A 20,539-nucleotide genomic window follows, 5' to 3' on the forward strand; every position below is an offset into this window, starting at 1 on the left:
TTAATTTCAATAGTTTACCGTAGCAAATTCATTAAATAGCTTTTGTCCAGATAAAAGGCATCTATACTTCCACCATCATCCAGGATACTGTTGCTAATCTCCTTTTTATGTTGCTGTAATATTTGAATTTTATCTTCGACTGTGTTAGGGCTGATTAATCGAACAGCGGTAACTGTCTTTTGTTGCCCCATGCGATAGATCCTGTCGATCGCCTGTTGTTCAACAGCAGGGTTCCACCAGGGGTCTACCAGGTACACAACATCCGCTGCGGTAAGATTAAGTCCGGTACCACCGGCTTTCAGACTGATCAGAAAAACGGGGATATTCTTGTCGGATTGAAAGTCACTCACCAATTTACCTCGATCTTTGGACTGGCCAGTGAGCATCAGCGAACAAATACCTTGTTTGTCCAAAGCCTCTTTAATCAGGTTGAGCATACTAACAAACTGGGAAAACACGATCATTTTGTGCTGGTCTTTTTTATGTTGAATCTGCTCAATAAGCATTTCGATTTTGGCAGAATCCGCAGCGCTAGTCAGATCTTCATTTTGGAGAAGTTTGCTTGAATTACATATCTGACGCAATTTTGTTAGCCCCTTTAGTACATGCATGGGGCTTTTCTTGATTTCATCACCATCTTTGGCAGAGATAAAATCCCGAAACTCTTTTTCATAAAGATCATAAATTCGCCGCTGGGCAGTTTTCATTTCACAGTAAAGGACCAGCTCATTTTTTGCAGGAAGATCACGCAACACATCCTGCTTTGTTCTCCGAAGAATAAAAGGTTTTATTTTCTCTTTCAGCACTTTTTTTCTCTTGCGGTCGTGGAAAGCATCTATAGGAGTCGTATAGACATCTTTGAAATATTTTTTGCTTCCAAGTAGACCTGGCACAATAAAGGAAAGCTGTGCATAAAGATCCATCGTATTATTCTCGATAGGAGTTCCCGTTAAGATGATGCGATTTCTTGATTTTAACAAATTTACTGTCTTGTAGCGCTGGGAATCCGGGTTTTTGATTTGCTGCGATTCATCCAATATGACATAATTGAAGGTTGTTTTTTTTAGGATATTGATATCCGTCAGCAGGTTGTGATAAGAAATTAAAACCAGGTCGTATTGTTCAAACTGCATCCCTTTTTCTATTCTATTTGGACCATCTAAGACGAGCGTTTGGAACGATGGAAGAAATTGTTGGATTTCATGCCGCCAATTAAAAATTAAGGTCGTGGGAAGTACCAGTAACGTTGGTGCAGATTGTCCCTTTGCTTTTTGAGTAGCCAGAAAGGCTAATATTTGGATTGTTTTGCCAAGTCCCATGTCATCGGCAAGACAGGCGCCAAAGTTAAGCCCCTCTAAAAAATGTAGCCATTGTAAGCCCTGCTGCTGATAAGGACGTAAGTTTCCGATAAAAATGGTCGGTACCTGGACCTCGGATAGCGAGGGGAAATTGGCGAGCTGCTTTCTCAAGGTGCTGAGCTCTGCCAACAAGACGGGGGCAAGCTCCGCCTGATCAAATAATTGATCGATCTCATTGAATTTGTATTTTGGAATTTCAATGAAATCATCAGCTATCGATTCGGCAGCATTAAAATAGGCCTCAAATTTATCGAGCCACTGTTCCGGTAAAATCCCATGGGTGCCATCATCCAATGTAATGAATTGCGAGCGGTTCCGTACAGCCTTTTCAAGTTTTTTTAGCGAGACACTTTTGGGGCCAAATGACACCTTTATATTGGCATTGAACCAATTTTGTCCACTGAGGACTTCCACATGTATTTTCCCTTTAAAGCGACTTAATTTATTTCCACGTAGCGCATTAAATCCGATGATCTGTATCCCTTGATGCTGCCACTCCTCAAAAGCATCCAGAAACCAGTTGCTGTCCAGAAAGTATTTGCGGTGCAGATAAAAATGCTGAAAGCTTCCCTCATCCATTTGCTCCTGAAAATACGGATGCTGTTTCAGTAACAGTGAAATAACTTTTGTTTCAGCCTCACGTTTCCGATCGACCAAAAATTGCGTACCCTTGCTGTCGGTGCCAAATATATTCCGCTTACTTAAAATAGGAATTTCCACCTCACCATAACGCATGACAGGGATAAGATTAACAAAATCTTCCGATTCCTCCAAAAACAAAAGGGACTGCATGTCCTGATAATACAGGTTTTCCTTCAACTGTGGCTTGCTTGCTTTTGGAATATCTTTAAAATTCAACTCCACAGAATGTGCGATCTGTTCCAAAAACAACCTGTTGAACTCTTCGAACTTACGTTGATGGACCAACAGTTGTTCCCCCTTGTTGCCAAACAAACGAATCAACTTAAGGTGATGTTTATTCTCAATCAGAAAAAGTTGATTTTTGATAAGAATAAAATGGTCCAGAAGAACATTTAAATCCTGTAAACTGTAGGTGATGGTATGGATATGAATTTCTCCCTGAATGGCATAAAATGCACCTTTTTTTGTAATAAAAAGCTTAATATCACCTTTGTTTAGGCTTAATTGTACCGGCGATAAAGTGGAGGCTGTAATATTTTCGGATTTCTCATAGTCATGCAGGTAAAAATCGAGATGTAAGGGGTTTTTTGCAATCGCCTTGAGGGTTGAGCTGATTTCGATATTCTGTTGCACAGCTTGAGAAAATTGGTAAACAGCGGTGTAAAATTGCATTTCCTCAATCGAGCTGCTTTGCCAGATATGAGACTGGCTCTCACTGGAAGAAACCGGGTTTTTTGGTACGCCGGATTTCGTCATGGGGGATTGACACAGGAGTATTTGTAGATTTTTGTAATACCGGTTGCGCGTTAACACCACAAAATGATGTTGCTGTTCGACTGTCGTCTTGGCCTTTGGGGCAAGAGATTCCTCTACGAGATCAAAGTCATCAATGGAGGTTAGCTGTTTGTCTTTTAATAGAAACTCCAGCTTCCCTGCTTTGATCTGGGCTGAAAAATAGTTTTCTAAAGACGATTCCTTTTCCAGTCCATATTGTGCCGCAACCTTCTTGAGTAGATGCTGATAGCGGTTGTGATCAAAAAATGCCAGCCAATTCTCCTGTGTAAATAATTTACTTAAAGCCGCCTTTTGATGACGACAGAATCCACTTTGTGGACAATTGCAAAAGACGGCTGTTGTGGGTGCCGTATAAATGATCATCACTTCAAAATCGGTGTAATTCTCCAGTACCTGAAAAGTTGCCTGATTGACCTCCATCTCCATCGCATTGATCTGTAAATGAGCCAGTGTCAGGTCCATCCAAGGAAAATAAGAATAGCGGCTCACCTTGGTGAAATCGATATCGGTCAATGTATACTGATGGAATTCCATGATCCTTGGTTAAAAATTAAAACTCATTCCGCCATAATAATTACGTAATGGGGCAGGATTAAAATACCGTCCTCCAAAAGCATTGATATCGTTTCCAAGACTATATTTTTGATTGAGTAGATTGTCGGCCCCTACAAAAAATCTGATTTTATATTGTGAACAGACAGCTTTGCTCCAGGATAATTTGCCTTGCAAAAGATGATACCGTTTGGCATAAACAGTGTTTGCATCGTCCAGTGGTATTGCGGCTGTTAAATTGGAAAGAAGATCCAATTGGCATTCATTCGGGAAGAGTATATTCAACGAATTTACCCATACCGTTTTAGGAACCGCAGGGAGTTTATTGTCCTTATAGTTTTTGTCACCTATCTGGTAGGTTTTGAAACTGTAGTCGTTGAGGGAAAAATTACTGGTCAGTTGTAGGCTACGGACCATACCGGTCGCTTGAGGCCTGATCAAATAGACGAATAGCGATGCTTCCAGTCCCTTTTGGTTTATTTTACCCGCATTTTGAAAATATTCAGCACCATTGTCCCGTACCTGCCGGATAATGGCATTGTTCATTTGATAGGTGTAGGCCGCTGCATCTAAAATAATCCGGCGATTCCACAAATGCCAACGCAGTCCCAGTTCGTGGTTTGTACCTGTTTCTGGCTTCAACATCGTATTAATTGTATTGTCTGACGAGCGGACCTCAGCAACAGTTGGTGCAGAGAAACCTTTAGAAATCGAAGCCCTAAGTGCGAACATTGGTGTGATCAAATACGATAGAGCAGCTCTTGGCATCCATGTACTTCCGAAATCAATGTTTTCTTTGTTCTCCTGTGGAACAGGGTAACGTTGCTGGTAGCCAATTTTATTCTCATTTAATCCGAGTGACAGCTCTACCTGAAGACGCTCCAGCCACTCCAGCTGGGTGCGTGCAAAAAATGATTGCTGACTGTTTTTCAATTTGTCCTTGGCCTGAGGATCGGTAGCGACACCTTGGGCGTTGTCATAATTGTCAATAGCATACCAACCCTTTTGTGCTTCCAGGCCCAGTTGGACTTCATATTTTAAATCTCTGCTCAACAGATCGGCATACGATAAATACAGGCGCGTTCCTATGTTCTTTTCATCTCTTTTCTCGTAATTGGTGATGAAGGGATTTTTGATCTGATTGGATGAACCAAATACACTCGCGAATAAGGTCATCTTAGAACTGAGATGCGTCTGGTTGCTCAGTCCACCAAAGAATGTCTTATCGTAGATTGCTGCTTTTTGTTCAGCAGCACCAGGGTTTGGTCCGCCCTTTGGCCGGGCTTGCCTGCGGTCGCTTTCCATTTGTGCTGCGGTGAGCCCTCCCGGAGTTTGGTAACCGAGATCCGAATAGAGCCCCGTGAATTTTAATTCGGATGTTTTTGCATATTGCCAATTGTAATTGAGCTGGATATTCTTTTTGTTTAAGGCTGAATTTTGGCGATAACCGTCACTTCTCGTCCAACTCTGATTGACGGCAAGTTGTTGCGTCTTGCTGACGGGTAATATTGCATTGAGCTGCTCCTGGAAAAGACCATAGGAGCCTCCCGTTAATTGGAGATTGACTTCAGGTTTTGCAGATTGATCAAATCCTTTACTATATAAGGAGAGTATACCGCCTGAATTGGCCCCGTAGATCGACCCGTCCGGACCTTTCAAGATATTGATTTGCTCGATTGCATAGGGATCGAGCAAGTTAAGATAGGTGTTCCCGCCGGCGTCAGTAAGCGGAAAGTCGTCCAGATAGATTTTAACATTGCGAACACCAAAAGGTGAACGGATCATACTCCCGCGGAGTGCAAGCCGGTAACTTCCAGGAGAACGTTCTTCCATCCGTAAACCCGGTACCCTGTTCATTGCCGAAACAAAAGAGGGCGACTGCTGGGATTGGATCATTTGGCTGCTTAACACAGCCGCAGAAGATGTCAATCGCAATAGCGGTTGTTTATTGAAGTAGGCTTTAACTTCGACTTGTTCTAGCCGATTAGTTGTAGTATCCACTTCTTGCGCATATAATTTGCTACATAAACCAAGGGTAGCAAGTAGGTAATATCTTTTCATTGTTCGGGTTAGTTCGGCTTAGTCTGCAAATTCCTGACTGAAATAAATTTCAAAAATCTGCTTTTTCTTATTGTATTTTAAGCATTGAAAATTCGCGTATACGGAGCTGGTCGGTACACAAAGACTGTTGGCCATGGCATCTTTTGCGATGTTTTTGTTCAGACAGCCCTGCTGCAAATCGAAGTTTTTGTTCGTAGAAATATCGGTCACCTCAAAGGAGTTGTCGTCAATCAGGTAATTTGAATTGTTTAGGCGAATATAATCCTCTTGGTAAATCAGTTCGGAAGCAACAAGATAATCGAGCGATCCAAAGCTGGATGAACAATCCGAATTTTGAAGGGTATTGACAACTTTTAATTCTTTATACAGTGTGTTGAATGTATTGTTCTTACGATCCAATAGGATGATTTCGATGCGATGATTATCTTTATTGTACACAATATACCCAAGGTCATCGGCACCATTTTCAAAGATATTCCCTTTGGTGATCGCTAAAACAGCTAAGGTAGGATGCCTAAGAAAATAATCCTTCTGGTCCGCCGGTAGTGTTGTCGTTAACTTCTGATGAAGTTTATCGAAGAGGCCGGCATCATTCATTTCCATTAACTGCTGCGCTTGTTCTTTTACCCTGCCTTCAAAACGCGGGCTATCGTAGCTCGACGTATCCGATGGGAGCGACGCGGAGGCAGGAAGGGCTACTTGTTCTTTCTTTTGGTCTTCACTTTTCGTTGATGTTGGTGTTGGCGTCTTTGCCTGATGACAGGAAACGAGACCTAAACATAATGGAATGTATAGAAAAAAGGTTTTTAAATTCATGATGAAGTATCGTCAATGCTTATGCAGTCACTCTTCATGCAGCGAAAGAGCAATAACATCGGCTAATTTAGTTATTTTATGGCAAAGAAAGCTGCCGCAGCCTGGAATTAGAAAGCTTCATTCAGCCCCAAAAGAAACCACGGGAACCATATTTTCCAAAGGCATAGTCCAGACATAGATTTGTGCGTGTTGATTTGTTAAAGAGAACTCGCAACCCGGCACCACCCCCAGGTTGCCACCTTTCAAAAAGTTTGGTGCCCAGTTCGTCGCTGGCAGTCTGTAGGTTAAAAAAAGCAGCTCCGCTCAAAAAGCGATTCTTTAAAATTGGGAAGCGGTATTCTGTTTCGGCATAACCGAAAGAAATTCCTTTGAAATAACCGATGGTATAACCGCGGCCGCTTCTGACGGCTACGTCCCTTCCTGTTCCTGGAAGATCAAAATAGGGCAGAGTACCACCAAGTTTATAGGAACCCCAATACCAGAAGGCGAGTACATGAGCTGGGTCGGACTGGGATAGACTAAAGTATTTGCGAAAGTCGGTGGTAAGCTGTACTGCACTTTTGCTGCTACCCAGCAGCGTTGTGTTCCATCGCACACCGATATCTGAATATATACCCTTGTAAGGCCTGTTGGGATTGTCTCTGGTCATATATTGCATATTGAGCAATAGGCCGTTGGAATTGTAACTGTCGGGCTCGAAGCCATGTTTTTCGGTGTAGATGGTGTTGGGCGTAACGTTGCCATTCGGGCCGCTGCTGGTTATTTTCCGTCGTAAGTCAAACGCCAGTCCGGCCCCAACAAATAGCCCGTCGGCGATGCGTTTATAGACTTTTTCATTAAATGTAAATGCATTATATTTTGCGCCGTATTTCTTATGGTCGGGGTTGGCAAGAATCTCTTCATCGGCATTGTTCCATTTTCCATGGGGAGTCATGCCCAGCCCTGCGTCTAAAGCCACCATTTTGACAAGTGCAAAAGCACCCTGAAAATTTAGTTTATTGTTCGGAGTAAATACATTGTGGCTGATATAGAAGACCATAATATTTTTCGTGGTGATCGAGGCGGATGTCGCTGCGATCGACATGGTGGTTGTTTTGGGATCACCTAGTACTTTCCCGGCGACAGCCTTGATTCCGATCTGACCACCTATGGTTGGGTTGTAGGCAATGTTGGGCATTAAGGTGATGGGAGAACGTTTACTTGCATGTTCCTTTTTTCGTTTGGGATGTATTATTCTTCCGATGAGATCCGATATATCGTATTGACTAGCCAAGGCAGAGTCACGCTGCTGTTTGTACTGTGCAACAGAGTCTGCTTTCACATCATTTTGAGCTGCAAGGAGTGTAGGGATTGAAATTAAAAGTATTCCTAAAAAAGCGTATCGGAAGAAATCGTTATAACGTAAAAGTTGATGCATACATTCGAGCTTATCTTAAAACTAAACGTAAAAGAAAATAAAATGTTTTCTCCGGCACTTGGAGCCTGTCTTTTTGATGGTTGAACAAATGCGAATAGGGTATTGTGTTGGAGAAGTTTATTTTTCTTGCGAAGCTGGAGAATTAAACTTGCAAATCACAGCAAATTTATCTTAGTTTGATTATTTAAACTAGGATATGATAGGAGGCACTATATTGAATTACGGATTGACGTTGCTTTTATTGACAGGGGCTGCTCATGCACAAGAACTGTATACCCCAAGGAATATTCAGCAAGCGATCGCAAAGGGGACCCGTACTACAACGGGCATACCGGGAAAAAACTATTGGCAGAATTTTGGAAAGTATGATGTGCGGGTGCAATTGGATCCGGCTACAAAGATGGTGAGTGGAACAGAGACTATTCTGTACACAAACCATAGTCCTGATACATTGAATCGCTTGGCTATCCGATTTGTAAACAATGTGCACAAACCCAATGCGGTACGTGCGGCATACGCTTCGGACGATTACCTGACTTCGGGTCTAAAGATAAAGTCGTTTAAACTAAATGGTCAAGTTTACGACGTAAACAGCAAGGACTGGGGGACGGTGAAGTTGGGCGATTTTGGACAGAAAATCCTTCCGGGAAGTACTGCAACGTTGGACATTAGCTGGGAATACCCTTTATCTGTCGAAAGCGACCGTGAAGGACTGCTGAATGCGTCTACCTTTTATTGTGCTTACGCCTATCCGCGTGTGTCTGTATACGACGATTACAATGGCTGGGATCTTTTGGAACATAATGGCCGGCAAGAATTCTACAATGGTTTCAACGATTATCAATTTGAGATATCCGTTCCGAAGAACTTTGTTGTCTGGGCGACAGGTGAATTGACCAATGCGGCTGAGGTACTGCAGAAACCTATTCTGGACCGTTTCGAAAAATCAAAAGTCAGCGATACCCCAATACATATCGCGACTGATGCCGAAATGAAATCGGGGAAGGTGACAGCGCAAGAAGCTTGGAATACGTGGAACTTCAAAGCAAGCTATGTACCTGATTTTTGTTTCAGTGTGAGTGACAATTATATCTGGGATGGCGGGAGTGTAGATTTGGGAAGCAAACGCGTCAGTGTGCAATCCAGCTATGTCGCCGGAACGCCAGATTTTGAACAATATATTGGCTGGCAACAATACTGCATTAACTGGTTTTCTAAAAATTGGCCTGGTGTCACCTATCCATACCCAACAATGACAGCCGTTCAGGGATTTGCAGATATGGAATATCCGATGATGATCAACGATTCGAGTGTTCCAGATAATCTTGTGGATGCACGGCAAACAGCAGACCATGAAATTGCACATACTTATTTTCCTTTTTACATGGGTATCAATGAGACGCGATACGGTTATATGGATGAAGGTTGGGCTACTGCATTGGAATTCTGGATCGGAAATGCGGAGATTGGTGTCGAAAAAAACAAAGAGCTTTTTAAGGATGCTCGCGTAAAGCGCTATATTTTTGACCCTTCTACAGAAGAAGATCAACCCCTGATTACGATGACCTCTCAGTTAAGTGGTTTAGGGTATGGTAATAATGCTTACATCAAGGCCGCGTTGTCTTATATTGCATTACGGGATTATTTGGGCGATGAGCTGTTTAAAAAAGCATTACATCATTATATGGAGTTATGGCATGGAAAGCATCCGACGCCTTGGGACTTTTTTTACAGCATCAACGCCGGAGCTGGGCAAAATTTAAATTGGTATTGGAAAAATTGGTATTTTACCAATAATTACATCGACCTTAAAGTGGATAGCTTTAAGCAACTCGGCGGTAAAAATACACTTACAATTACCAATGTAGGAGGATTTGCAATTCCGTTTGATGTGTTGATTACCTATGCAGATGGATCGGTGGAGACAAAACATCAAACTCCAGCAATTTGGCAACACAATGAAAAACAGGCAAGCATGACTTGGAGTTCGACCAAAAAGGTGAAAAATATTACCTTGGACGGTGGTATTTTTATGGATTACACAGCTAAAGACAACAGCTGGAACGTTATAAAGTAATCCGATTGATCGTGTCAGCCTTTATGTTCTGAAAAGGTTGACACGATTGTTTACTGAATCCTGTTTTAGTCTGCGGAAAAATAGCTGTTCGTTGGTGTCAGCCTTGCCCCGCTACGAACAACTACAGCTGATCGATGCTTCGAAATGTCAGATTAATTCGTGCGCTGAATGCCTTCTTTGTCGGTGGAAGCCGATGCAGCCAATACGTTTGTGTAAGACCTTTCATCACCAATAAGCTTCCATGCCCCAAGATAATGTCTATTTTTTCTTTGCTCGTTTTGTGTTTAAAAGCAAACTTTCGTTCAGCACCAAAGCTTAAAGAAGCAATTGCTCCATTTTTTTTGAGGTCTTTTTCACCGTCACTGTGCCAGGCCATTCCCTCGTCGCCATTGTGGTACAGATTCAACAGGCAGGAATTATAGGTTTCCTGTGTTTGCTCTTCGGCAATTTTTTTCAGCTCAAGAAGTTCCTGTGTCCAGGGAAGCGCCCTTTTAGTGGTGTTGGAATAACTATATTCGAAAGCCTGATCGCCATACCAAGCCACCTTTCGCTTGGTGACGATTTCATTTCCAAAAATAATGGCGCGATCATTTACCCATTCGATCGAGTCCATGAGTTTATCAAAATAGTGGTTTGCTTCCTGCGGAGACAGTATTTTGCCATAATAATTGACAGTCCCATCGTAAGGGAGTAGATTTCTATTGCCATCGAAGAGATTGTCGAAAAGTTCCATGTTATCGTATTGTGTGTGTTTACTAAATAGCGGTATGTAAAGTCTCCCATCCGATCATCGCTGTTTTCCGCATCGGATTCCATCGGTAGCCGCCAAATATTCCGCTGTTTTGTATCACTCGATGACAAGGGATAAGGTAAGCGATCGGATTGCTTCCGATAGCTGTACCGACAGCACGGGAGGCCTTGGGGTTTCCGATTTGAGAAGCGATGGCACCGTAGGTACTTAAGTTACCCATAGGGATTTTTAATAAAGCTTCCCAGACTTTCAATTGAAAATCAGTGCCTTTTAAATGCAATTTTACCTGACGGATGTCTTTGTCTTGTGGATTTAATGCTTTGAGTGCATTCTCGTGCATGCTATTTCCCTGTTGTCGATATGTTGCATTCGGAAAGCGTTGTTGAAGGGTGTCAAAAGCTATTAAGTTGTCATCGGCATAAGCAATATGACAAATACCTTTAGAAGTGGATGCAATGAGCATTGTGCCGAATAAGCTCTGATAATAGGCGTAGGAAATCAATAGATTGGAACCTTCATTTTTATATTCAGCGGGAGTCATCCCCTCAATATTGATGAATAGCTCATGAAGTCTACTGCTGCTGGAAAGGCCAAGCTGGAATGTTGTTTCAGCAATGTTATTTTCCTTGAGCAATGATTTTGCATGATTTATACTCACATATTGTAAGAATTTCTTGGGACTTGTACCTGCCCATGCGGTAAACATGCGTTGAAAATGAGCTTCACTCATGTAAACATGAGAAGCGATCTGACCCAATGTAGGCTGTGTCTTAAAGTTTTCCTGTAAGAAATGTATGGCCTTGGCGATACGTTGAAAATCTACTTCTTGTTGAATAGTCATGATTGTTCATTTAATTTATACAAAGTTGCTAATAAGAAGAAGTCTTTAAAATCCGATTTATGCTAAATTAAATGTTGGATGAAGGAGATTTGTCCGAATGACCTAAGGATTTATCTGGTGCAACTAGATCGCGGATCAGTTGTTTGAGTTCTTTTATTTCGGGGAATCGACCCGCTCTTTTTCGATCGAAAATCTCCTGATCCGCTACCCGTACGGTATAACGGCCTGCAATTTCGCTGGGGACCAGCATAACGCCATGGATTTCATCCGTGAACGAACTCAGCACCTCCTGCGCCATATAGGCGGCACGCAGCATCCAATTGCATTTTGGACAATATTCAATTTCAATAACAGGTTTTGTTGCCATGAGTTAAGTTAAAGTGCGTTGTTTTGTTTTAAACAAATTTATCGATCCTAGCGCTGCAATCAAAGCGCTTTTTGTCATGGAAATTTCGAGATTATTTCCAACTCGTTGGAGTATAGTGTAAAACCCGTCCATTTCATATAAAGGCCGCCTATTCCAAGGGTCTTTTACTCGGTCAATGGAATGGGCGGCTCGTTTTGGATACACCCGATAGGTGTGCTGGAGGCTTACCCGATTTTCAAAGAAGTCATGGTCAGCGATCCAGCCACTGAATTGTCGTTGAAGAGAAACAGCTCGTCATTTTTCTCCTGTAAACCCAAGGTATAGATTAAAGGGAGGTAATGTTCAGGCGTCGGAATTGCCAAGTCAAACTCTTTGCCCTGTTTTCTGAAATCGATGAGCGCCTGATGATTGCCGTTCTGGATGAATTGCTTCATTTTTTCGTTGGCTATCGTGGCCCACTCATACGCATAGCCTGCCGTATCGAGTTTGTCCCAGGCGACCATCCGTAAGTTGTGCACCATATTGCCACTCCCTATAATGAGCACCCCTTTTTTTCTTAGCGCGTTTAATTGCTGTGCAATCTCGTAATGGTATGCTGCAGGCTGTGTGTAATCGATGCTCATTTGAATAATTGGAACGTCTGCATCAGGATATAGATGTTTGACGACTGACCAGGAACCATGGTCCAATCCCCATTTGTCGTCGAGGTGAACATCCGCTTTGCTGACGACACGTTGCGTTTCCAAAGCGAGTGCTGGGCTTCCTGGAGCTGGATATTGGACATCAAAGAGTGCCTGAGGAAAGCCGCCAAAATCATGAATTGTGGCGGGGTGCTCCATCGCTGTGACAAATGTTCCACGTGTTTCCCAGTGTGCGGAAACAACAAGAATCGCCTTCGGTTTCTCGAAAGTTTGACCTATTTTTTTGAAGCCCTGCACAAATTCGTTGTCCTCTATGGCGTTCATGGGACTTCCATGTCCTAAAAATAAGACCGGAAATTTATCCGTTGCCTCTAGTTCCTCGGAAAATTTATAGAGCGAGTTTGCTTTATGTGCTACTCCAGCTAATGGTAATGTTGTCATAATTTTAATAAAATCCTTTCTACGCATTTGATATGATGTGACTGCGTTAATTTTTACTACAAATGTAGGGGATGGGCTTGGCTAGGCGGTATAACAATCTTGTCAATCTGTTGTACTATTCGGAAATAAGTTTTTGAATTTCATTTCTAAATTCCGAAGGCGTCATGCCGGCTTTCTTTTTGAAGACATTGGTAAAGTAAGCTTTGTCTTGGTAGCCGAGCTCAAAGCCGATTTCCGAGATCGTTTTAGTCGTTGTCAACAAGAGGTTTTTTGCTTCAATAAGTTTCCGTGTTTCGATGATCTCAGAAACGCTTTGTTGCAATATGCTCTGACAAATTAAATTTAGGTTTCTTGCGGACATAAAAAGCTTCTCCGCGTAAAAATTAACGCCTTCGGGACGGCGGTAGTTCTCTTCCAGTATAGATAGAAAGCTTGTGAACGTTGTACTCTGATTTCTTAATTGCTGTTGGCTGTCTGGAAATTGCCTTTTCCGTTCAGATTCAATCATGGTAAAGATAGTGCTCAATAGCTGCTTGATAACCGCATAGTCTACGCTATGTTGTAAGCATTCCTGTTGCATTAGCTCACACAAGACTATCAATCTCCCGAAGCAGTTGTGGCTGGCGAAGGTCAATGTCGCATGCTCATGAAAGTGGGCGTAGAGCTGGAAAGTCGTTTCGGGGATAAATTCACTTTTAAATTGAATGACCCAAAATTCAATGTTATTATTATGCAGAAGAGGTTTGACGCGGTGGGTTTTGCCCTGAGTGACAAAACTTATAAAAGGAGCGGTGTAGGTTGTTGTTTTAAAATCGATAAAATGCTCGAGCTTTCCTGCCACACCAATAATCAATTCCTCGAAATCATGTTGATGTATTTCGTTTTTGGATTGCTGTATGCGCAATGCCTCGTCGGTATCAACTTTATAAATTTTGAAAAGTCCGTTCAAAATAAGGAAGATTTTAATTTGCTATTTACGAATATACGGTTTCGTTTGCATATTGGCTATTCGCAGTGTTCTACCGGCAGTTTGCAGTTATTGACTTTTGAATCTATGTTATTTTCCAATGCTGTGCCCAAATGAGACTTTGATGTTTGGCGGTACATTTTTTATGTTGGCTAGTTTATAGTATAAATCCTTATATGTGTATCCGTTTCTAAGCTAGTTTGTCATCTGAGTTGGTATTCATTTGCCCGTGTCGGCAGCGGGGTGAGGGCTTAGACTCGGACTCAACACGGACTCAACACGGACTCAACACTGACTCAACACGGTTGCAGGGCAAATCTGCCCCGACCATGGTACGAAGCCGGGGGGAAGGAAGCTGGGAGGTTCCCGCAGAGCTTGGGCAGCAGCCGGAGTCCTATCCCCAACCGGAACCCTAGTTGCCCTAAATGAGCCATGCTTCCCCAGTAAATAAAGAAAAGTTGAGGGCTTCTTATTCCTTAGGTTAGCTTTTGTTTATATTTAGCTTAGCAATAAGTTAGGTTTTGTTTAGCTCTAACCTATACTATACCTAAACAAAACCTAACTAAAACCTAAACTAAACCTAAGTAAACAGGTAGGAAAGTATAGCTGCAAAAGAAGGTATTCCGGAGCGCTGAGTTCTGCGATCTTTTACGCTTGTTCCCGTCCATCTGCTGCGCCTGTGCGCACCGTCTTCAATTGGGCATTGAGGCGAGCGGGCTACCATAGTGATCCCGAGCTTAAGCAGATCGATCAATACACTGTCCATCCATGTTTCCGCTGCAGAGCCTGTATCAAGTCCCGGTTCCGCGGATGTCCGTGGTGCGATCCAATTTTCAGGATCATCCATGTTTCCCCCGCAATGTCCAGGTTAGATCCCGGTTCCCGTCCCTATCCTGTGCCGGATCCGGCGTTCCCAGCCTTCCGCCCACCTGTTTTACAAAAAGAATCTCGCACCGTTACAGGTAGTTAAGGGGAAAATGAAATAAATAAGAACAAAAGGCTTGGAAGTTTGTTTATAAACTCCCTATCTTTGCACCACTCCGCAAGGGAGGGACGGTTACTTCGAAAGAAGGAACCCTGAAAAAAAGAAGGGTTTAAGGGAGTTTGGCAGGATTTAAAATCCCGCTGATTTTATTTTAAACGCGGAAATCGGAAAAAGAGAAAAGAAAAAAAACGTCAGAAAGTTTTTGGAAGTTCAAAAAAGATTTCTACCTTTGCAGTCCCAACGGAAACGAAGGGAAAAACAAAAAAGATAAAGAGGGGCGCAATGCCCTCGGAATATAGCGGATACGGAAGTTGAAGCGAGAAAAGTTCTTTAAGAAAACACAATCATGTAAGCGTGACGAGTAGACAGACGAAAGTCGAAAGTCATGAACAAATTCAAGTAATTCGTTCAATTCGATCCAAGATCAGAGATATAAAAAAAGAATTCTGATTATTATAAATAGTTGGAATCAAAAACTTCATTTTACAATGGAGAGTTTGATCCTGGCTCAGGATGAACGCTAGCGGCAGGCCTAATACATGCAAGTCGGACGGGATCCATCGGAGAGCTTGCTCGAAGATGGTGAGAGTGGCGCACGGGTGCGTAACGCGTGAGCAACCTACCTCTATCAGGGGGATAGCCTCTCGAAAGAGAGATTAACACCGCATAATATCAACAGTTCGCATGTTCGGTTGATTAAATATTTATAGGATAGAGATGGGCTCGCGTGACATTAGCTAGTTGGTAGGGTAACGGCTTACCAAGGCGACGATGTCTAGGGGCTCTGAGAGGAGAATCCCCCACACTGGTACTGAGACACGGACCAGACTCCTACGGGAGGCAGCAGTAAGGAATATTGGTCAATGGGCGGAAGCCTGAACCAGCCATGCCGCGTGCAGGATGACTGCCCTATGGGTTGTAAACTGCTTTTGTCCAGGAATAAACCTAAATACGTGTATTTAGCTGAATGTACTGGAAGAATAAGGATCGGCTAACTCCGTGCCAGCAGCCGCGGTAATACGGAGGATCCGAGCGTTATCCGGATTTATTGGGTTTAAAGGGTGCGTAGGCGGCCTATTAAGTCAGGGGTGAAATACGGTGGCTCAACCATCGCAGTGCCTTTGATACTGATGGGCTTGAATCCATTTGAAGTGGGCGGAATAAGACAAGTAGCGGTGAAATGCATAGATATGTCTTAGAACTCCGATTGCGAAGGCAGCTCACTAAGCTGGTATTGACGCTGATGCACGAAAGCGTGGGGATCGAACAGGATTAGATACCCTGGTAGTCCACGCCCTAAACGATGATAACTCGATGTTGGCGATAGACAGCCAGCGTCCCAGCGAAAGCGTTAAGTTATCCACCTGGGGAGTACGCCCGCAAGGGTGAAACTCAAAGGAATTGACGGGGGCCCGCACAAGCGGAGGAGCATGTGGTTTAATTCGATGATACGCGAGGAACCTTACCCGGGCTTGAAAGTTAGTGAAGAGTGCAGAGACGCACTCGTCCTTCGGGACACGAAACTAGGTGCTGCATGGCTGTCGTCAGCTCGTGCCGTGAGGTGTTGGGTTAAGTCCCGCAACGAGCGCAACCCCTATGTTTAGTTGCCAGCATGTCATGGTGGGGACTCTAAACAGACTGCCTGTGCAAACAGAGAGGAAGGTGGGGACGACGTCAAGTCATCATGGCCCTTACGTCCGGGGCTACACACGTGCTACAATGGATGGTACAGCGGGCAGCTACATAGCAATATGATGCTAATCTCTAAAAGCCATTCACAGTTCGGATTGGGGTCTGCAACTCGACCCCATGAAGTTGGATTCGCTAGTAATCGCGTATCAGCAATGACGCGGTGAATACGTTCCCGGGCCTTGTACACACCGCCCGTCAAGCCATGAAAGTTGGGGGTACCTAAAGCATGTTACCGCAAGGAGCGTGTTAGGGTAAAACCGATAATTGGGGCTAAGTCGTAACAAGGTAGCCGTACCGGAAGGTGCGGCTGGAATACCTCCTTTCTAGAGTATCGAAGATCGGTGCTCGTCACGTTACATATGATTGCAAAAGAAGAAAAACATCAGAAGAAAGTGCCCGCCCCTAAGGGAGCAGGACCGAGAGAGACAGATGAACAGGAAATAGCTAGTCCCGTAGCTCAGTTGGTTAGAGCACTACACTGATAATGTAGGGGTCAGCAGTTCAAATCTGCTCGGGACTACGAAATAATAAGGGGAATTAGCTCAGCTGGCTAGAGCACCTGCCTTGCACGCAGGGGGTCAACGGTTCGAATCCGTTATTCTCCACATCTCCGGGAGGAACATCGACAGATGCTCCGAAGAAACAAACCGGAAAAAGAGTTCTTTGACATATTGAAAGAGAAAAAAAATTACAAGAGAAGACAACAGTATAGAGACAATACGTGTATGTGTTTGATGTAGAGAGGAGACCCTCGGTGAATGCCGAACGAATCTCTGCGTAGCATATGGGTATATATATCAAAAGCAGCCGCATAGTAGCAAAAGGCTATGCCGGTGAAGAAAGTAAATAAGGGCACACGGGGGATGCCTAGGCTCTCAGAGGCGAAGAAGGACGTGATAAGCTGCGATAAGCTACGGGGATTGGCAAATGCGAACTGATCCGTAGATTTCCGAATGGGGCAACCTGACTATTTGAAGAATAGTCGTATAAAACGCGAACGCGCTGAACTGAAACATCTAAGTAGGCGTAGGAGAAGAAAATAACAATGATTTCCCAAGTAGTGGCGAGCGAACGGGAAAGAGCCCAAACCGTTTATGTTACGGCATAGACGGGGTTGTAGGACCACGACATTGTACAGCGCTATGAACTGGAAGCAGGTGGGAAACTGCGCGACAAGGGTGAGAGCCCCGTACAGGTAAAGAATGTTGACATAGTGGTATCCTGAGTACCGCGGGACCGGAGAAATCCTGTGGGAATCCACCAGCACCATCTGGTAAGGCTAAATACTCCTGAGAGACCGATAGTGAACCAGTACCGTGAGGGAAAGGTGAAAAGAACCCCGAACAGGGGAGTGAAAAGAACCTGAAACCGTGTGCTTACAAGCGGTTGGAGCAGGCAGGTCCTGTGACAGCGTGCCTTTTGCATAATGAGCCTACGAGTTACTCTTGTCTGGCAAGGTTAAGTCCTTCAGGGACGCAGCCGAAGCGAAAGCGAGTCTTAATAGGGCGCATAGTCAGATGAGGTAGACGCGAAACCTTGTGATCTACCCTTGGGCAGGTTGAAGTTGCAGTAACATGTAATGGAGGACCGAACCGATAAACGTTGAAAAGTTTCCGGATGACCTGAGGGTAGGGGTGAAAGGCCAATCAAACTGGGAAATAGCTCGTACTCCCCGAAATGTTTTTAGGAACAGCGTCGGCGTAGAGTTTGATAGAGGTAGAGCTACCGATTGGGTGCGGGGGAGTCAAATCCTACCAAATCCAGACGAACTCCGAATGCTATCAAATATAGCCGGCAGTGAGGCTTTGGGTGCTAAGGTCCAAGGCCGAGAGGGAAAGAACCCAGACCATCAGCTAAGGTCCCCAAATTCGTTCTAAGTTGAACTAACGAGGTCCGGTTGCCCAGACAGCTAGGATGTTGGCTTGGAAGCAGCCATTCATTTAAAGAGTGCGTAACAGCTCACTAGTCGAGCGGCCGGGCGTGGATAATAAACGGGCATCAAGAACGGTACCGAAGCTATGGATTTGCATTGAAAGATATGCATCTGGTAGGGGAGCATTCCATCGCCGGGGAAGCACAGTGGTAATGCTGTGTGGAGGTTATGGAAAAGCAAATGTAGGCATAAGTAACGATAAGGCGGGTGAGAAACCCGCCCACCGAAAGACCAAGGTTTCCTGATCAACGTTAATCGGATCAGGGTCAGTCGGGACCTAAGGCGCACCCGAAGGGGGCAAGCCGATGGACAACTGGTTAATATTCCAGTACTCTTCATAACTGCGATGTGGTGACGGAGTAGTGACACTGCCGCGAACTGACGGAATAGTTCGTTGAAAGACGTAGGTATAGGGACGGTAGGCAAATCCGCCGACCCTGCTGAAACCCAATAGTACAGCAAAGCTCCGGTGGCGCTGATAGAGCAGGTAAACAGACTTCCAAGAAAACCCGCTAAGCTTCAGGTTATGAAGACCCGTACCGCAAACCGACACAGGTGGTCGAGGAGAGAATCCTAAGGTGCTCGAGTGAGTCATGGCTAAGGAACTCGGCAAAATGGCCCTGTAACTTCGGGAGAAGGGGCGCTGTCTCGAAAGAGCAGCCGCAGTGAAAAGGCCCAGGCGACTGTTTAACAAAAACATATGGCTTTGCAAAATCGCAAGATGAAGTATAAGGCCTGACACCTGCCCGGTGCTGGAAGGTTAAGAGGGGATGTCATCGCAAGAGAAGCATTGAATCGAAGCCCCAGTAAACGGCGGCCGTAACTATAACGGTCCTAAGGTAGCGAAATTCCTTGTCGGGTAAGTTCCGACCTGCACGAATGGTGTAACGATCTGGGCGCTGTCTCAGCCATGAGCTCGGTGAAATTGTGGTATCGGTGAAGACGCCGATTACCCGCAACGGGACGGAAAGACCCCATGCACCTTCACTATAGCTTAACATTGAGATTGGGTACAGGATGTGTAGGATAGGCGGGAGATGTTGAAGTGGCTTCGCCAGGAGTCATGGAATCAACCTTGAAATACCGCCCTTTCTGTATTCGGTTTCTAACTCGGCGATGTCGAGGACATTGTTTGGTGGGTAGTTTGACTGGGGTGGTCGCCTCCAAAAAGGTAACGGAGGCTTTCAAAGGTAAGCTCAGTACGCTTGGTAACCGTACGTGGAGTGCAATGGCATAAGCTTGCTTGACTGTGAGACCGACAAGTCGAACAGGGTCGAAAGACGGACATAGTGATCCGGTGGTTCTGTATGGAAGGGCCATCGCTCAAAGGATAAAAGGTACGCTGGGGATAACAGGCTGATCTCCCCCAAGAGCTCATATCGACGGGGAGGTTTGGCACCTCGATGTCGGCTCGTCACATCCTGGGGCTGGAGAAGGTCCCAAGGGTTGGGCTGTTCGCCCATTAAAGTGGCACGCGAGCTGGGTTCAGAACGTCGCGAGACAGTTCGGTCCCTATCTGTTGTGGGCGTTGGAAGTTTGAGTGGATCTGACCTTAGTACGAGAGGACCGGGTTGGACAGACCTCTGGTGAACCTGTTATGCCGCCAGGTGTACGGCAGGGTAGCTACGTCTGGAATAGATAAGCGCTGAAAGCATCTAAGTGCGAAACTAGCCACGAGATGAGACTTCCTTATAGGGTCGTAGAAGATGACTACGTTGATAGGCCATAGGTGTAAAGGTTGAGAGACCAAAGCCAAGTGGTACTAATAGCCCGAAGCTTTCTCAAGCAGATAACACTGTTGTCTTCCTCTTTAATTTTTAGAAAAGAATAACAAAAAGAAACAAAGCTCTTTCAATAGCTATGTCAGTTGGCCTGATGCTCCTAAAAGGAACCAGACCAATAAAGATTTTAGGTGCCTATATCGGCGGTGTCTACCTCTTCCCATTCCGAACAGAGCAGTCAAGCCCGCCAGAGCCGATGGTATTGCCGTAACAGGTGGGAGAGTAGGTCGGTGCCTTTTTTTACACGGAAGCCCTTGCTGGAAACAGTCAAGGGCTTCTTTCGTTTAGATACCTGCCTGTACTTCCCCGTACAATGCTATTGCATATCTTCCGTACTTCTCTGCACATGCTATCGCATTTCTTCAATATTTTTTGGTGATCGCAGTACGTTGCTTGAATTTACTTTCCTGCAGCGCCCCTGT

10 protein-coding genes, 2 tRNA genes and 3 rRNA genes are annotated in these 20,539 nt (G+C 44.5%); 6 read left to right on the forward strand and 9 right to left on the reverse strand.

The features are described from left to right. Nucleotides 1-14: 14 nt before the first annotated feature. The 4 genes from DTA23_RS18730 to DTA23_RS18745 all read right to left on the reverse strand — a co-directional run bounded on the left by DTA23_RS18730 (nt 15) and on the right by DTA23_RS18745 (nt 7,641). Complete coding sequence (locus tag DTA23_RS18730; RefSeq protein WP_112375637.1) at nt 15-3,329, reverse strand: DEAD/DEAH box helicase; 3,315 nt, start codon at nt 3,327-3,329, stop codon at nt 15-17. Nucleotides 3,330-3,338: 9 nt separating this feature from the next. Beyond that, entirely contained in the window at nt 3,339-5,408 is a 2,070-nt protein-coding gene (locus DTA23_RS18735; RefSeq protein ID WP_112375638.1) for a TonB-dependent receptor, read from the reverse strand. Nucleotides 5,409-5,426: 18 nt separating this feature from the next. Continuing rightward, a complete protein-coding gene (locus DTA23_RS18740) occupies nt 5,427-6,224 on the reverse strand; it encodes a hypothetical protein (protein ID WP_112375639.1) in 798 nt (265 codons plus the stop codon). Nucleotides 6,225-6,345: 121 nt separating this feature from the next. Further along, on the reverse strand, nt 6,346-7,641 hold the full coding sequence (locus tag DTA23_RS18745) for a BamA/TamA family outer membrane protein (protein WP_256604303.1): 1,296 nt from the start codon (nt 7,639-7,641) through the stop codon (nt 6,346-6,348). A 196-nt stretch (nt 7,642-7,837) separates the two neighbouring features. Here DTA23_RS18745 and DTA23_RS18750 point away from each other — a divergent pair, with 196 nt between their 5' ends. Further along, nucleotides 7,838-9,718, forward strand: a complete 1,881-nt coding sequence (locus DTA23_RS18750; RefSeq protein ID WP_172462457.1) for a M1 family metallopeptidase — start codon at nt 7,838-7,840, stop codon at nt 9,716-9,718. A gap of 121 nt (nt 9,719-9,839) precedes the next feature. Here the strand turns inward: DTA23_RS18750 and DTA23_RS18755 are convergent, their stop codons facing one another. From DTA23_RS18755 to DTA23_RS18775, 5 genes are all read right to left on the reverse strand, one after another. Further along, the gene (locus DTA23_RS18755) at nt 9,840-10,451 is read right to left on the reverse strand and encodes an alpha-ketoglutarate-dependent dioxygenase AlkB family protein (RefSeq protein WP_112375640.1); all 612 of its coding nucleotides are present in this window, start codon (nt 10,449-10,451) and stop codon (nt 9,840-9,842) included. A gap of 22 nt (nt 10,452-10,473) precedes the next feature. After that, nucleotides 10,474-11,310, reverse strand: a complete 837-nt coding sequence (locus DTA23_RS18760) for a methylated-DNA--[protein]-cysteine S-methyltransferase (protein WP_172462458.1) — start codon at nt 11,308-11,310, stop codon at nt 10,474-10,476. 67 nt (nt 11,311-11,377) lie between these two features. Next, on the reverse strand, nt 11,378-11,677 hold the full coding sequence (locus DTA23_RS18765) for an Rdx family protein (protein WP_112375641.1): 300 nt from the start codon (nt 11,675-11,677) through the stop codon (nt 11,378-11,380). 224 nt (nt 11,678-11,901) lie between these two features. Further along, entirely contained in the window at nt 11,902-12,759 is an 858-nt protein-coding gene (gene ygiD / locus DTA23_RS18770) for a 4,5-DOPA-extradiol-dioxygenase (protein WP_204990827.1), read from the reverse strand. Nucleotides 12,760-12,874: 115 nt separating this feature from the next. Beyond that, nucleotides 12,875-13,708 (reverse strand): helix-turn-helix transcriptional regulator, encoded by an 834-nt coding sequence (locus DTA23_RS18775; protein ID WP_112375643.1) that lies wholly within the window; start codon nt 13,706-13,708, stop codon nt 12,875-12,877. A 1,488-nt stretch (nt 13,709-15,196) separates the two neighbouring features. Between DTA23_RS18775 and DTA23_RS18785 the strand changes: the two genes are divergently transcribed. The 5 genes from DTA23_RS18785 (at nt 15,197) to rrf (ending at nt 20,356) form a co-directional block, all read left to right on the forward strand. Continuing rightward, nucleotides 15,197-16,726: ribosomal RNA gene (locus DTA23_RS18785) — 16S ribosomal RNA — on the forward strand. 123 nt (nt 16,727-16,849) lie between these two features. Continuing rightward, nucleotides 16,850-16,923: transfer RNA gene (locus tag DTA23_RS18790), tRNA-Ile, on the forward strand. Nucleotides 16,924-16,934: 11 nt separating this feature from the next. Then, nucleotides 16,935-17,008: transfer RNA gene (locus DTA23_RS18795), tRNA-Ala, on the forward strand. A gap of 231 nt (nt 17,009-17,239) precedes the next feature. After that, a 23S ribosomal RNA gene (locus DTA23_RS18800) occupies nt 17,240-20,121 on the forward strand. Nucleotides 20,122-20,244: 123 nt separating this feature from the next. Next, a 5S ribosomal RNA gene (gene rrf, locus DTA23_RS18805) occupies nt 20,245-20,356 on the forward strand. Together the 16S, 23S and 5S rRNA genes with 2 tRNA genes alongside form the textbook arrangement of a ribosomal RNA operon. Nucleotides 20,357-20,539 lie beyond the last annotated feature (183 nt).

Origin of the sequence: Sphingobacterium multivorum (genome assembly GCF_900457465.1) — a bacterium.
Taxonomy (GTDB): domain Bacteria; phylum Bacteroidota; class Bacteroidia; order Sphingobacteriales; family Sphingobacteriaceae; genus Sphingobacterium; species Sphingobacterium multivorum.

Bases quoted from the DNA above. Each gene is read 5' to 3' on its own strand.
- DTA23_RS18735 (WP_112375638.1), bottom strand. From the start codon at position 5,408: ATGAAAAGATATTACCTACTTGCTACCCTTGGTTTATGTAGCAAATTA.
- DTA23_RS18740 (WP_112375639.1), bottom strand. From the start codon at position 6,224: ATGAATTTAAAAACCTTTTTTCTATACATTCCATTATGTTTAGGTCTC.
- DTA23_RS18755 (WP_112375640.1), bottom strand. From the start codon at position 10,451: ATGGAACTTTTCGACAATCTCTTCGATGGCAATAGAAATCTACTCCCT.
- ygiD (WP_204990827.1), bottom strand. From the start codon at position 12,759: ATGACAACATTACCATTAGCTGGAGTAGCACATAAAGCAAACTCGCTC.
- DTA23_RS18765 (WP_112375641.1), bottom strand. From the start codon at position 11,677: ATGGCAACAAAACCTGTTATTGAAATTGAATATTGTCCAAAATGCAAT.
- DTA23_RS18730 (WP_112375637.1), bottom strand. From the start codon at position 3,329: ATGGAATTCCATCAGTATACATTGACCGATATCGATTTCACCAAGGTG.
- DTA23_RS18760 (WP_172462458.1), bottom strand. From the start codon at position 11,310: ATGACTATTCAACAAGAAGTAGATTTTCAACGTATCGCCAAGGCCATA.
- DTA23_RS18750 (WP_172462457.1), top strand. From the start codon at position 7,838: ATGATAGGAGGCACTATATTGAATTACGGATTGACGTTGCTTTTATTG.
- DTA23_RS18745 (WP_256604303.1), bottom strand. From the start codon at position 7,641: ATGCATCAACTTTTACGTTATAACGATTTCTTCCGATACGCTTTTTTA.